This window comes from Maribacter aquimarinus (assembly GCF_047345505.1).
GTDB lineage: Bacteria > Bacteroidota > Bacteroidia > Flavobacteriales > Flavobacteriaceae > Maribacter.
Window position 1 is genome coordinate 155,070 of the sequence record NZ_JBLFEO010000004.1, and the last position, 14,502, is coordinate 169,571.

At 52.7% G+C, this 14,502-nt stretch carries 12 protein-coding genes; 6 read left to right on the forward strand and 6 right to left on the reverse strand.

All coding sequences use genetic code 11. The annotated features are described in order from the left end of the window. Positions 1 to 104: 104 nt before the first annotated feature. From ACKWCC_RS04495 to ACKWCC_RS04515, 5 genes are all read left to right on the forward strand, one after another. Positions 105 to 791 carry a TetR/AcrR family transcriptional regulator gene (locus tag ACKWCC_RS04495; protein WP_413994712.1) on the forward strand — a complete coding sequence of 229 codons (687 nt, stop codon included), beginning with the start codon at positions 105 to 107 and terminating at the stop codon, positions 789 to 791. After that, positions 784 to 2,448, forward strand: coding sequence for a peptidase domain-containing ABC transporter (locus ACKWCC_RS04500; RefSeq protein ID WP_413994713.1), 1,665 nt, complete (start codon positions 784 to 786; stop codon positions 2,446 to 2,448). The genes ACKWCC_RS04495 and ACKWCC_RS04500 overlap by 8 nt, the downstream gene beginning before the upstream one ends. Positions 2,449 to 2,456: 8 nt before the next feature. After that, on the forward strand, positions 2,457 to 3,809 hold the full coding sequence (locus tag ACKWCC_RS04505) for an HlyD family secretion protein (protein WP_413994714.1): 1,353 nt from the start codon (positions 2,457 to 2,459) through the stop codon (positions 3,807 to 3,809). A gap of 2 nt (positions 3,810 to 3,811) precedes the next feature. Next, the gene (locus ACKWCC_RS04510; RefSeq protein ID WP_413994715.1) at positions 3,812 to 5,215 is read left to right on the forward strand and encodes a TolC family protein; all 1,404 of its coding nucleotides are present in this window, start codon (positions 3,812 to 3,814) and stop codon (positions 5,213 to 5,215) included. A 160-nt stretch (positions 5,216 to 5,375) separates the two neighbouring features. Continuing rightward, complete coding sequence (locus tag ACKWCC_RS04515; RefSeq protein ID WP_413994716.1) at positions 5,376 to 5,975, forward strand: thioredoxin family protein; 600 nt, start codon at positions 5,376 to 5,378, stop codon at positions 5,973 to 5,975. Here ACKWCC_RS04515 and ACKWCC_RS04520 read toward each other — a convergent pair. The 6 genes from ACKWCC_RS04520 to ACKWCC_RS04545 form a co-directional block, all read right to left on the reverse strand. Then, positions 5,958 to 6,689, reverse strand: a complete 732-nt coding sequence (locus ACKWCC_RS04520) for a hypothetical protein (RefSeq protein ID WP_413994717.1) — start codon at positions 6,687 to 6,689, stop codon at positions 5,958 to 5,960. The two genes, ACKWCC_RS04515 and ACKWCC_RS04520, sit on opposite strands and share 18 nt — an antisense overlap. Positions 6,690 to 6,747: 58 nt before the next feature. Continuing rightward, positions 6,748 to 7,461 (reverse strand): tRNA pseudouridine(55) synthase TruB, encoded by a 714-nt coding sequence (gene truB, locus ACKWCC_RS04525; RefSeq protein ID WP_413994718.1) that lies wholly within the window; start codon positions 7,459 to 7,461, stop codon positions 6,748 to 6,750. A 33-nt stretch (positions 7,462 to 7,494) separates the two neighbouring features. Further along, positions 7,495 to 8,292, reverse strand: a complete 798-nt coding sequence (locus ACKWCC_RS04530; protein ID WP_413994719.1) for an undecaprenyl-diphosphate phosphatase — start codon at positions 8,290 to 8,292, stop codon at positions 7,495 to 7,497. A 1-nt stretch (position 8,293) separates the two neighbouring features. Beyond that, positions 8,294 to 8,557 (reverse strand): DUF3098 domain-containing protein, encoded by a 264-nt coding sequence (locus tag ACKWCC_RS04535; RefSeq protein WP_413994720.1) that lies wholly within the window; start codon positions 8,555 to 8,557, stop codon positions 8,294 to 8,296. 9 nt (positions 8,558 to 8,566) lie between these two features. Further along, complete coding sequence (locus ACKWCC_RS04540; protein WP_413994721.1) at positions 8,567 to 9,445, reverse strand: cell division protein FtsX; 879 nt, start codon at positions 9,443 to 9,445, stop codon at positions 8,567 to 8,569. A 62-nt stretch (positions 9,446 to 9,507) separates the two neighbouring features. Then, positions 9,508 to 11,319, reverse strand: coding sequence for a T9SS type B sorting domain-containing protein (locus ACKWCC_RS04545; protein ID WP_413994722.1), 1,812 nt, complete (start codon positions 11,317 to 11,319; stop codon positions 9,508 to 9,510). A 245-nt stretch (positions 11,320 to 11,564) separates the two neighbouring features. Here ACKWCC_RS04545 and leuS point away from each other — a divergent pair, with 245 nt between their 5' ends. Next, complete coding sequence (gene leuS / locus ACKWCC_RS04550) at positions 11,565 to 14,477, forward strand: leucine--tRNA ligase (protein WP_413994723.1); 2,913 nt, start codon at positions 11,565 to 11,567, stop codon at positions 14,475 to 14,477. The last annotated feature ends 25 nt before the right edge of the window (positions 14,478 to 14,502 follow it).

The following is a 14,502-nucleotide window of genomic DNA, read 5'->3' on the forward strand; positions in this document are numbered from 1 at the left end:
TTTTAGGTAAAATAGGCGCTGTGCGGCGGTTAAAGATTAGTTAAACTATCAAAATATGAAAGCGACACTATTATATTTGTGCCTCAATTTTAAATATCCCTGTTATGGACCAGTTGTTTCAGTCGGTAAAAATCGTGGTGAACGAGAAGATTTTTGTGAAGGATCCGGAATCTTCCAAATTGGGCAAAAAAATCATAAAGCAGGGCATTGTTATGATCGCCGAAATGGGCTTTGACAGCTTTACCTTCAAGAAACTGGGAGAGCAGATCGGCTCCAATGAGAGCTCCATTTATCGCTATTTTGAGAACAAGCACAAACTATTGCTCTATTTGGCCTCTTGGTACTGGGGCTGGATGGAATACCAGCTGGTCTTTGCCACCAACAGTATCATGGACCCCAAGGACAAATTGAAGCGGGCCATTGAGATCGTTACGAGGGAAACCAAGGAAGATTCTTCGTTTTCGCACATTAATGAAGTACTTTTAAACAAAATTGTGGTAAACGAGTATTCCAAGTCGTATCTCACCAAGGAGGTGGACCTGGATAACCGCGAAGGATATTTTGTGATATACAAACGTCTTGTGGGGCGCTTGAGCCAAATGATACGGGACTATGACGCAACGTACGATTATCCTTCCAGCCTGGCCAGTGGCATTCTGGAAGGCAGCCTGCACCAGTATTTTTTAATAGAACATTTTAAATCACTCACAGATTGTGACGCCAACACCACACCAACCCACTATTTTATGGACCTAGTATTTAAATTGCTAAAAAACACCGCGGATGGCTAAAAGCATATTAACGGCCTGGCAACGCTTGGTCCGCTTATTGAAATTGGACCGAAAGGATGTGCTGCAGATTTTTTATTACGCCATTTTTGGCGGGCTGGTAAGCCTTAGTTTGCCCTTGGGCATCCAGGCCATCATAAACCTGATACAGGGGGCCCAGGTAAGTACCTCATGGATCGTGCTCGTGGTCATTGTTACGCTGGGAGTCGCCTTTGCCGGGGCCTTGCAGCTGATGCAGTTGAGGATCATAGAGAACATTCAGCAAAAGATATTTACCCGGGCATCTTTTGAGTTTGCCTACCGCTTTCCCAAAATAAAAATGAGCGAGCTGCGCAATTTTTACCCCCCGGAGCTGGCCAACAGGTTCTTTGATACCCTGAACGTGCAAAAAGGGGTCTCCAAGTTATTGATAGACTTCCCAACGGCGCTGCTGCAGATCATTTTTGGCCTGTTGCTGCTGTCCCTGTACCATCCGTTCTTCATTGTCTATGGGGTGCTGTTGCTGCTCTTGATCTATGCCGTGTTCAAATACACCATTTCCCGGGGCCTGGAAACGAGCCTCGCGGAATCCAAGCACAAGTACAAGGTGGCCCATTGGGTACAGGAGGTGGCGCGGAGCATCATCAGTTTTAAGCTCTCCGGGAAAACCAGCCACGCCCTGGAAAAGAGCGATCGCTTGGTGGGGGGCTATCTCGCTGCACGGGAAAGCCACTTTAAGATCTTGGTGCTGCAATTTGTGCAGATGATCGCCTTTAAGATCTTGGTCACCGGAGGCTTGTTGGTCATTGGGGGGCTGCTGGTCCTGAACCAAGAAATGAACATTGGCCAGTTCGTGGCCGCGGAAATCATTATTTTATTGGTCATTGCCTCGGTGGAGAAGCTTATTGTGGGGCTGGAATCTTTCTATGACGTGCTTACCTCCCTGGAGAAGTTGGGCCAGGTGGTGGACAAGGAAGTGGAGCCCGAACAGACGCCCCTTCCCCTTTTTGACGATCGCGAGTTTGTCCTGGAACTCAACAACGTTACCTATAAGATACCGGGCACGGACCGCGTTATACTGGACAATATTTCCCTGACCATCGGGCCCAAGGAGAACATTGTGGTGCAGGGCCCCAACGGCAGTGGAAAAACCACCCTGCTGCACGTGATCGCCGCCCTACTTATCCCGGACAAGGGCAACCTGTACGTTAACGGAGTGCGCTTAAAGGACGAAAACCTAAAGCATTACCGCATGCACGTGGGGCAATCCTTTAAGGAAGAGACCCCGTTTGAGGGCACCTTGTTGGACAACATCACCTTTGGGGACAAGGACATTGCCAAGGAAGACGTGCTTTGGGTGATTAAGGCGGTGGGCCTGGAGAAGTTTTTGAAGGAGTCCGAAAACGGGCTGGACACCCTGCTCTACCCAGAGGGAAAACAGCTTTCCTATACCATGGCAAAAAAAATAGTGTTGGCACGAAGTTTGGTCAAAAAACCCAGAATGTTGGTCTTGCGCGATCCCCTTGACCAGTTCGACAAGGAGGAGGCGGAGCGCATCATGGACCTGCTCACCGCCCCGGACAAACCCTGGAGCTTGGTGGTGGTCAGTGGAAACGACCGCTGGGTAGAAAAATGTGGCCGCAGCATAATTTTAAAGGACGGCAAGATCATCAATCCATAACATAGGGCATGCTTAACATTTCCAGACAGAGTTTAAACAGAAGCGTGGACATTTCCGGGTTCAAATCCGTGAAACAGGTGTCCCGTAGGCGGCACAGCAAGCACTTTAACCGCTTTCTCATTGCCTTCGCGGTCATCGCCGTCATCATCCTGTTCCTTCCCTGGACGCAAAATGTGCAGGGCAAGGGCTTCCTTACCACCCTTACCCCGGACCAACGCCCGCAGACCATACAGTCTCCCATTCCGGGAAGAATAGAAAAATGGTATGTGAGGGAGGGCGATTTTGTGGAGAAGGGAGATACCATCCTGTTCATATCAGAAATAAAGAACGAGTATTTCGATCCCCAATTGGTAGAGCGCACCGGACAGCAGATCAGGGCCAAATCTGCCTCGGTGAATTCTTACCAGAACAAGGTCAAGGCACTGCAGAACCAGATTGTGGCCCTTAAAAAAGAGCGGCGCCTAAAGCTGGAACAGGCCAGGAACAAACTGCTCCAGGCCAAGCTCAAGGTACAGAGCGACAGTATAGACCTGGAAGCAGCCAAGACCAACATAAGCATTGCAGACCGCCAGTTTGATCGTACCTCCCTCTTGGAGAGTGAAGGCCTTAAGGCCGTGACCGATGTGGAGGAAAAAAGGTTGAAACAGCAAGAGACCCAGGCCAAGCTCATTTCGCAACAGAACAAGTTGTTGGCCTCAAGGAACGAGATCCTGAACGCAGAGGTGGAGATCAACAGGGTGGAGGCCGAGTACATGGACAAGATATCCAAAGCGGAGAGCGATATGTTCACCGCCCAATCCAGCGGCTTCGATTCCGAGGCCCAGGTGACCAAATTGGAGAACCAGTACACCAACTACTCCATCAGGAACGAGATGTACTACATCCGTGCCCCGCAGAGCGGCTACATTAACCGGGCCATACAGGGCGGTATTGGGGAGACCTTTAAGGAGGGCGATCGCTTGGTGGGCATTATGCCGGCGGAGTATGATATGGCCGTGGAGACCTTTGTGGAACCCATAGACCTGCCCCTGATGCACCTGGGCGAAAAGGTGCGCATAGAGTTCGATGGCTGGCCGGCCATTGTCTTTAGCGGTTGGCCCAACGTGTCCTACGGTACCTATGGCGGTGTGGTGGTGGCCATAGAGACCTTTATCAGTGAAAACGGCATGTACCGGGTGCTCTTGGCGCCCGACCCCGATGATTATCCCTGGCCGCAGGACATAAGGGTGGGATCCGGCGCAAACACCATTGCCCTCTTGGAAGACGTGCCCATCTGGTTTGAACTGTGGCGGCAGCTGAACGGCTTCCCGCCCAACTATTACCAACCGCAACGTATGGATGGTAAAACTGTAAAAAAATAGCCATGCGCAGCTGCTTTCTTGCCTTGCTCGTTGTCATGTCATTGCCCACCATGGCCCAGGAACAGGACTCCATAGTACTGCAGTTTGCCGAGTACTTGGGGTATGTGAAAAAATTCCACCCCATTGCCCGCCAGGCAGAGCTCACCATAGATACGGGGCAGGCCAACCTTATGAAGGCCAGGGGCGGTTTTGACCCCAAGGTGAACGTGGACTACGAGCGCAAGGAATTCAAGGACATAGAGTACTATGATCGCTTAAATGCCACGTTCAAGATTCCCACTTGGTACGGTATTGAGCTCAAGGGCAATTTTGAACAGAACGAAGGGGAGTTCATAAACCCCGAAGAATCGGTCCCGGATGCGGGGCTCTACAGTGCCGGGGTGGCCCTGTCCCTGGGCAGGGGCTCCTGGATCAATGAGCGCATGGCCACCCTGAAACAGGCCAAACTGTTCCGGGAACAGACCAAGGCCGATCGAGACCTGTTGGTGAACCAGATCCTCTTTGATGCCTCCCTGGCCTATTTCGATTGGCTCCAGGCCTACCGCAACAGTCTGGTGTTCAGTAATTTCCTGGAAAACGCCCAAGTACGTTTCGAGGGCATCAAGAAGAGCGCCGAGGCCGGCGAGAACGCGGCCATAGATACCGTAGAGGCCAAGATCGCCGTGCTGGACCGCTCCTTGGAGCTGGAACAGGCCCTGGTGACCCTGCGCAACACCACCTTGGACCTTTCCAACTTTCTCTGGCTGGGAGACAATACCCCGGTGGAGCTGCAGCCCAATGTGGTGCCCGATCTGTTCCTGGACACGGAAATAGACAATACCTTGGAGATCGCGGGAATGCCCCTGAACAGCTTTACCGTGGAGAACCATCCCAAGCTCCGCTCCCTGGGCTTTAAGATAGAGGGCTTGGAAGTGGAGAAGAGGTTAAAGACCAACAAACTGCTCCCGAGGATAGACCTGGAGTACAATTTCCTGACCGAGACCCCGGAGTTCATCAACTCCTTCCAGACCGAGCAGTACAAGGGCGGACTCATTTTTGAGATGCCCCTGTTCCTTAGAAAGGAGCGGGGAGACTTAAGATTGGCCAAGATCAAATTGCGCGATGCCCAGTTCGATTTTGACAATGCCCGCATTGTGATCATGAACAAAATTTTGGCCATTTACAACGAGCTGGAGTCGTTTGATACGCAAAATGTGCTCATAGAGGACATTGTGGAGACCTACGAGACCATGCTCAATGCAGAACTGCGCAAGTTCAGTTTTGGCGAGAGTTCGCTCTTTCTCATCAACGCCCGTGAAAGCAAGCTCATTGATGCGGTGTTGAAGAGAAATTCCGTGGAAAACAAATTCTTCAAGGCCAAGGCCAAACTCTTCAACAGCTTGGCCCTTAATCCAGAGGAACTCTAAAAAGGGGGCATGAACGGGGAACCCTGGGGCGTTTTTTGCGGCCATCGTCCATCAACCTAAAAAAAACGCGCCATGGTTTCTTCAAAAAGGGCCTTGGGTCTTGCCAATTGTGGCTATTTTTGTGGCTGAATGACATGGTGCCATAAAACCGACCCCTTAGATGGACAAGATATTGACCGAAGCCCTGAACGATTCCATTTCCTACGACGAATACATTGCCCTGGTGGCCCAACTTGCCAAGGAAGGGAAATCTACCGCGCCGGAGCAGACCGATGCCCTGGCAGACTATACCCTTTTGAACGACAAACGGATGAAACGCTGGAACAAGGTGTTCAAGCTTCCGCAGGAGGCCTTGGCCCAGATCGGGCGCTTTTCATTGCCCGTGACCTGGTTGGTGATCACCGAAAGCTGGTGCGGCGATGCCTCCCCGGCCCTGCCGGTCATGAACAAAATCGCCGTGCAAAACCCACAGATCGCACTGCGCATTGTGCTCAGGGACCAACACCCGGAATTGATGCAACAGTTCCTTACCAACGGCGCCATGTCCATTCCAAAGCTCATACAGTTGCAGACCGATACCAAAACCGTTCTGGGCACCTGGGGCCCACGTTCCCGCAAGGCCACTGCCCTGGTACAGGCCCACAAAGAGGCCCATGGGAGCATACAGCCGGAGTTCAAGGAAGAGCTGCAGATGTTCTACAACAAGGACAAGGGACGCAGTATCATGGAAGAGCTCTTGGAGCTACTTGCCCTGAAATAAATAGGTAATGCTGCCCTTCTGCAGGTTCTTTGCGGCATCGGGGCTAAACTTGGCCTTATAGGCATAGGCAATGGCGTTGTCCACCAGGCAACCATTGGAGGTGCCGGAGCTCTTGGCGTTGAAGTCTGCCGCGATGACATTCCCGTAACCGTCCACCTCTATGTTTATGACCACCTTGCCTCCCTCAATGCAGGTATAGATGGGGGGCGGTAGCCTATGGCTGTTGCGGTCCACCAAAGAGTACGATACAGAGGTGCGGCGTTTGGCCAAATTGTTGGTAAATTCCTTTTTTTGGGCGTCCTTTTCGCCCAGCAGTTGTTTTTTTTCCTCCCTTTTTTTTGCCAGTTCGCGTACCTTGGCCACGTAGTCGGAGTCCATGGTGTTCAGGGCGGTGACATCGGTTTCCATCTGCTCTGCCCGCTCTTCCATGATCTCATCCAGGGTCTTGAGCGGTTCGGGTGCGCCGTAGCTGGGCTTGGCGGTCTCATTGTAGGCCATATGGCTTTTAATGGGGTCTGCTTTTTCCATCTCTTCCCGCAGTTCCTCATTTTCCTTGATGAGTTCCTCCAGGTCTTCGTCCAACAACATTTCCACCACGTAATCGTCCGCGCTCTCCGTCTCTTGGCCCATTTGCAAATTGTACAATAGCAATACCACGATGCCCAGGGAGAAGAGGGTGATCAAAAACGATAGTTGCTTTCGGTTCAGATGCATGGGTATATAACCAAATTTTTGGCAAAATATTTTAAAATGGTGGGGGCCCGGGGAATTCCTAAGGCGTTCCAGTGCCCAGCAACCGCTTTGAAAAATCTGCCGGATGCACTGCCCTATCTACGTCAAAATCCCCTATTTTGGTTCTCCGGAGGGATGTTAAATGCCCGCCAGACCTTAGGTGTTTTCCAAAATCATGGGCCAAGGACCTAATGTAGGTGCCCTTGCTGCAGGCCACCCTGAAATGCACCAGGGGGAGCTCGGTCTTGGTGATCTCAAATTCCAGGATGGTCACCTTTCTCTTCTTGACCTCCACCGTTTTTCCCTCCCGGGCGTATTCATAGAGTCGTTTTCCCTCTTTTTTAATGGCAGAGAACAGTGGGGGCGCTTGTTCCATGGCTCCCGTAAAGTGCACGGCGGCCGCTTGGAGCATGGCCTCCGTGATATGGCCCGTGGAAAAGTGCCCATCTACCTCGGTTTCCAGGTCATAGGAGGGCGTGGTGGCCCCAAGGGCAATGGTGCCGGTATATTCCTTGGGCTGGCCTTGGTATTCCGGTATTTTTTTGGTGAACTTTCCGGTACATACAATGAGCAGGCCGGTGGCCAGGGGGTCCAAGGTACCGGCGTGGCCTATCTTTATTTTTTTAAGGTCGAATTTTTTTCTGATGGCCCATTTCAATTTGTTCACCGCTTGGAAAGAGGACCATCCCAAGGGTTTGTCCACCAGAAGTACCTGGCCGTTTAGAAAGTCGTCCTTGTCCAGATCTGTTTGCATGCCGTAACAATGGTTTTAAGGTGGTTTGGAAACCTAGGAGCCAAAAATCCCAAACCCTATGGCAATGACTCCCACCACGGCACAGTAAATGGCAAAGTAGGACAATTTGCTCTGGCGCACCAATTTGATCATCCAGGTACAGGCGGCCAGGCCCGCCACGAAGGCGGCCACAAAGCCCGCGGCCATGGCCATGTTGTTCTCCCCATTAAAATTGAGCTCCCCGCTCATGAGGTCTTTGGCGATCTTGCCAAAAATAAGGGGCACCACCATGAGAAAGGAAAAACGGGCCGCCTCGGTTTTGTCCACCCCCAAGAGTACCGATGTGCTGATCGTGGCCCCACTTCTGGAGATTCCCGGGAGCATGGCAATGGCCTGGGCAATCCCCACGATAAAAGCACTCTTGGGATCTACCTTTCTATCGGTGTCCGTGGCCTTGTCCGCAAAATAGAGCAAAACCGCCGTTATGATGAGCATGACCCCCACAAAGGCAATGTTGCCGCCAAAAAATGCCTCCAACTGTTCCTCAAAAAAAAAGCCCACCAGCGCAGCGGGCACCATGGAGATGATGATGTTCAGGGAAAAACGGGTTTCCTTGTTCCAAGAAAAAGAGAACAGGCCCTTGATAATGTCCCACACGTCCTTACGGAACACCAATAGGGTGCTCAAGGCGGTGGCAAAGTGCAGCACCACGGTGAACAACAGGCTTTCCTCGGGCACGGAGTTGTCCCCTAAAATGGCTTTTCCGAGTTCCAGGTGGCCACTGGACGAAACGGGTAGGAATTCGGTAAGGCCCTGAATGATTCCCAGGATAATGGCATCGAGTATATCCAAATCAGTGCTTGTTTTTGTGGGGGTTCAATAAAATGGCATATACTTCCAGAGCTAGGCCCAAGAGCACCAAGGTGGGCGCCAGGCGGATCCTTCTAAAATTGTAGATTTCCGGATTAAATACATTGGGGTCTTCGCTGCCCCCGCCGCTCATCAGGATAAAGCCCAGGGCGATCAGGGCAATGCCAATGAACATAAATAGGTAGTTCTTTCGCTGAAAGATGAATTCTTGTTTTGCCGGTGGCGTCCCGGTAGTCTTTTTCCCCATGCCGCAAAGTTAGTAATATAATTCGTCTGTTCTCAGGTTTAGGAAGCGTTGGGTGGCAAAGTAGGTGCTCACCAGGGAGATCACAATGCCCGAAACAAAAACGGACACCAAGAGCACCACCAAAATATAGGGGTCTTCCAACAGGCCCAGATCTTGAAAATTTAGGTTGATGTAGTAGATCACGCCCACAATGGCCAACAGGGCCAACAGGGCCCCCAACATGCCCAATTTAATGTTCTGCCAAATAAAGGGCCGCCTAATGAACTGTTTGGTGGCCCCCACCATCTGCATGGTCTTGATGATGAACCTTTTGGAGTAAATGGAAAGCCGAATGGAGCTGTTGATCAGCAACACGGCAATGACGGTGAAGATGCCGCTGGCCACCAAGATCCAGAAACCTATGCGCTCCACGCTCTTGGCCACCATGCCCACCAATACCTTGTCATAGCTCACCTCGTCCACAAAACTTCGCTGTCCCAGTTCATCCGCAATTTCGGCCACCTTGTCCGCGGTCACAAAATCTGCCTTTAGGTTCACGTCTATGGAGTTTTTTAGCGGGTTGTAGCCCAGGTAATCCACAAAATCCTCGCCAATGTCTTCCTTGTGTGCGGCGGCGGCATCTTCCTTGCTCACATAGAGGGCAGATTTGGTGTAGTCTGCCATGGCCAGGGTCTTTTTAAGTTGGTCCACCTCGGTGTCCTTGGCATCGTTCTTTAGGAATATGGAAATGGTGATCTGTTCCTTGCTCCGATCCGCCAATTTTTTGGTGTTCAGTACCAGGAGGGCCAGGATGCCCAGCAAAAAGAGCACCAGGCCAATGCTTAGCACCACCGAAAAATAGGAGGAGATCAGCTTACGTCTTTGGTATTTTTCAAAAGATTGGGCCATAGGTTGCAATGAGAGGGTAAAAATAGCAAAGTAATGTGAAACGGCACCAAAAAACCATACGGCTATCTTTTTAGGAGCAAGGGGCCCTTTCTGGTGAAGTCCGGTGTTTCCAAGACATACCAATAATTTCCGGCGGGCATTTGGCGGCCCTGAAATTCCCCGTTCCATTCCAAGCGCCCGTCCGTGCCAAATTTTAGGAGTTTGCCGTAACGATCGTAAATGGCCAGGGTGCTGGCGCCTTGAAGCGCACTGGCATCTATGGAGAAGAGGTCATTGTTGCCATCTCCGTTTGGGGTAAAGAACTGGGGCACCACGATATGCACGTGCTCTTGGGCCACGTTGCCACAACCATTTCTTTCCCTGACCCTTAGCGTGTACCTCCCGCTGGGCAGCGGCCCAAAAGTGGGTGTTTCTTGAAAATTCCCGCTGTCCAGCGCGTATTCAAAGTCGCCCGTATTGGTGGTGCCCACTTCGATCAGGGGCCCGTTGGAGCGTATTTCGCCCAAAACGGGCCGCTCCAGTTCTTCCACCACATAGGTCTGTACCGCACTGCAATTGTTGGCGTTTGTTATGGTTACGGTGTATTCCCCGGGGGCGCCCACGGCAATGGTCTGGGCGATCTCCCCTGTGCTCCATTGATAGCTTGTTGCGTTGGGCGGCGCGCTCAAATCCACAGTGGTGCCCTCGCAAAGGAAGTCCTGGATGGGCGGCCCCACTTGTGGGAGTGGGTTAATGGTAAGGGTCACCGGCGTTCTGGATGCAGAGGGGCAGGCCACGGCTTCGGTGATCGTTTCTGCATAATAGGTGCCCGCTTGCTCCGTTTCAAAGACATCGCTGTTGGCCAACAGTAGGTTGCCGCCGGTGGGGGCATCGTACCAGTTCACGGTTTCCCCGGCCCGTACCGTGGCCCTGAGGCGAGCGGTATCCCCTTCGCATGCCGCTTCGTTGCCATTGGCTGCCGGGGCCGGGGGTATGGGCACCACTTCCAGGGTAAAAACATCGGACACCACATTGCAGCGATCGTTGTTCAGGTTCACGGCATCTTGGGCCACCTTGGTGCGGTAGTAAGTGGTTTCCGTTATCGCGGTGGTGGTGAGCGTTGGGTTGGTGGCCCCCGGGATGTCCGTCCAATTGGTGCGGTCCGTACTTTCCTGCCATTGGTAGTTATGGGAACTGAAAATGGACAGGTCCGGGGTGGCCACCAGGTTAGCGCTGATGTTCCCTTCGGAGGCACAGACCGTTAAACTGTCTTGGTTGTTTTCATCGGCCACGGTTACAATGTCGCCACAGGATTTAAAGACAATGTCGTCTATGGCCAGATCGTTGCCACAGCCCCCATTGGCATTGTTGCGCATTTTTAGGATAATGGACGTTTGCCCGGGCAGGGTCTCAAAGAGGACACCGTACTGCTCCCAATTGGGACTGGTACTGCCGGGTATCCTACCCGTGTCCCCAAAGGCCAGGCGCTGGGTGTCATTCTCGTCCCATATTTCAAAACGAACATTTACGGGTATGGCATTTCCCCCGCAGCCGGCTGCGGGCAAAATGTTCATGAGCCAGGCAGAAAACTCGTAGGAGGTGTTCTCACAAAGATTGTCCACTTGCACCCGGTAAAACTCATCGGCGGTAAAGCTGGCGTTCACAATGAGCATTTTTCCATTGACATCTCCCGGGGTGTGGTCTTCCACCTCAAACCAATCCAGATAGTCCGTGTTGTTGTTTATGGTGTATTGTCCCGCTCCCGGGGTGCCCCGGGTAAAGACATAGGTCGTGGTCCCCGCTGGCAAGGCCGGGCCAATATTTGGGCCCGCCCCAAAATCTTCCGTAAAGATAGGGTCGCCGGAATTCCCCTGGCAGAATCCCAATTGGGCCACAGCCATGAAAGGTAGGCACAAAAGCAATGGCAGGAAAAGCCATATATATGGGCAACGGGTACTTATCACCAGATAAAGATACTTCTTTTAAAGTGTTCTGGCCAAGGGCCCTTGTTCGGTTAGTGGGGCATATCTTTTCAACTTCCGTTGAATACGCCTATTTTTGCCCCTTGAAAAACGCGTTACAGTTTGTGTGTTTCAGAACACCGGGAGTGCGGGCACACACGTATCCATAAGTCATAGGTATGAAGTACGATTTCAACACCATTGAAAAAAAGTGGCAGGCCTATTGGGCCAAGAACCAAACCTTTAGGGCAGAGAACAAATCTGACAAGGAAAAGTTCTATGTGCTGGACATGTTTCCCTACCCTTCCGGGGCCGGGCTTCACGTGGGGCACCCATTGGGCTATATTGCGAGCGATATCTATGCGCGCTACAAACGGCACAAGGGTTTCAATGTGATGCATCCACAGGGCTACGATTCGTTTGGGCTTCCCGCCGAACAATATGCCATACAAACGGGACAGCACCCCGCCGTTACCACCGCCAAGAACATTGCCACCTACCGCCGGCAGTTGGACCAGATCGGCTTTTCGTTCGATTGGAGCCGGGAGGTGCGCACATCGGACCCTTCCTATTATAAATGGACGCAGTGGATCTTTATACAGCTGTTCAATTCCTGGTACAACAGGGAAACCGATCGGGCCGAGGACATCAACACCTTGATCGCTATTTTTGAGGTCGATGGCAATAAAAGCGTACAGGCGGCCTGTGATGACGATGTGGCGCCTTTTACGGCGGCACAGTGGAAGGCCTTTCCCCAGGAGAAAAAGGAGGCCGTGCTCTTGCAATACCGGCTTACCTACCTGGCCGAAAGTGAGGTGAACTGGTGCCCTGCCCTGGGTACCGTCCTGGCCAACGACGAAATTGTGAACGGCGTCTCCGAACGGGGCGGCCACCCCGTGGTGCGCAAAAAAATGACCCAGTGGAGCATGCGCATCTCTGCCTACGCCCAGCGCTTGTTGGACGGTCTTGAAAAGGTGGACTGGCCCCAGCCCCTCAAGGATGCGCAGACCAATTGGATCGGGCGCTCGCAGGGCGCCAGTGTGGTCTTCCGTGTGTTGCCCGGGGCACGGAACATCGGGGCCGGCAAGCACATAGAAGTGTTCACCACCCGCCCAGATACCATTTTCGGTGTCTCTTTCATGACCTTGGCCCCCGAGCACGACCTGGTGGCACAGATCACCACCGAGGCCCAAAAGGAAGAAGTGGCCGCCTATGTGGAGGCCACGGCCAGACGCTCGGAACGGGACCGCATGGCAGATGTCAAGACCATTTCAGGGGCGTTCACCGGTGCCTATGCAGAACATCCCTTTACCAAGGCCCCCATTCCAATATGGATCGGCGATTATGTGCTGGCCGGATACGGCACCGGGGCCGTAATGTCCGTTCCCTGTGGGGATCAGCGGGACCATGACTTTGCAAAGCACTTCAACATTCCCATTCCAAACATCTTTGAAGGGGTAAATGTTTCCGAAGAGGCCTTTGCCGATAAGGAAAATACCATCATTTCCAATTCAGATTTCCTAAACGGCCTTCCCCATAAAAAAGCGGTGAAAAAGGCCATTGCCGCACTGGAGGAACTGGAACAGGGAAAAGGGAAGATCAATTACCGCCTCCGCGATGCGGTCTTTAGTAGGCAACGGTACTGGGGGGAGCCCTTTCCCGTGTACTATGATGCCGCCGGGATGCCACAAATGCTCCAGGAGAAATTCTTGCCCCTTCCCCTGCCGGAGGTGGACAAGTACCTGCCCACGGAAAGCGGGGAACCGCCCTTGGGCAATGCCAAGGAATGGCATTGGTTGCAGTATGGGGACAACGGCAAGGTGGTTTCCAAGGAGGTTTTTGATCGGGCCGCTCCGGAGGGAAAGATCGGGGGCCCCTTGGAATTGAACACCATGCCCGGTTGGGCGGGAAGTTCCCAGTACTTTAACCGCTACATGGACCCGCACAATGACCGGCAGATCTTCTCCCCAGAGGCCATTGGCTATTGGCAGGATGTGGACCTGTACATAGGGGGCAGCGAACACGCCACGGGCCATTTGCTTTATAGCCGTTTCTGGCAAAAATTCATGTTCGATAAAGGGCTGGTGCCCAAGGGCGAGTTTGCCAAAAAACTCATCAACCAGGGGATGATCACGGGCACCAGTGCCTTTGTGTACAAGGACATGGCCTCCAACACCATCTACTCCAAGGGGGCCAAGAAGGGCAAGGAGGTCATTCCCCTCCATGCCGATGTTTCCCTGGTCAATGCTTCGGATGAGCTGGACATCGAGGCCTTCAAGGACTGGCAGCCAGAACATAAGGACGCCACGTTCATCTTGGAAGATGGGCAAGCATACCAAGGCCCGGGAGCGGCGGTCCCGGGAGCGGCATTTGTGGTGCATCGGGAGGTGGAAAAAATGTCCAAATCCAAGTACAATGTGGTGAACCCCGATGCCATTTGCGAAGCCTATGGGGCGGACAGCCTGCGCCTTTACGAGATGTTCCTGGGTCCCCTGGAGCAATCCAAACCTTGGAACACGGCCGGCATTACGGGAACCCACGGTTTTTTGAAAAAACTGTGGAAGTTGTACCATTCCGGACCGGACGGGACGTTCCAGGTCACTGGCGCATCGGGCGGAAGCGCCCCCACGGCAGACAACCTCAAGACCCTGCACAAGACCATTAAAAAGGTGGAAGAGGACATAGAGGGCTTTAGTTTCAACACCACCGTGTCCACCTTTATGATCTGCGTGAACGAGCTTGCGGCGCAGCAATGCAACCACAGGGACATTTTGGAACCTTTGGCCATCTTGGTATCTCCCTACGCGCCCCATATTGCAGAGGAACTTTGGGAGAAATTGGGGCACGAGGGCTCCATTTCCACGGCGGCATTCCCCACTTTTGAGCCCCAGCGCTTGGTGGAGCGCAGCAAAGAGTACCCCATCTCCTTCAACGGGAAAATGCGCTTTACGTTGCAACTGCCGCTGGATCTGGACAAGGAGGCCATTGAGGCGGCCGTCTTGGCCCACGAAAAAACACAACAACAACTGCAGGGCAGGACCCCGAAAAAGGTCATTGTGGTGCCCGGTAAAATCGTGAACATTGTGGGCTGATGCACTCTTGGCCCAATCATTAAGC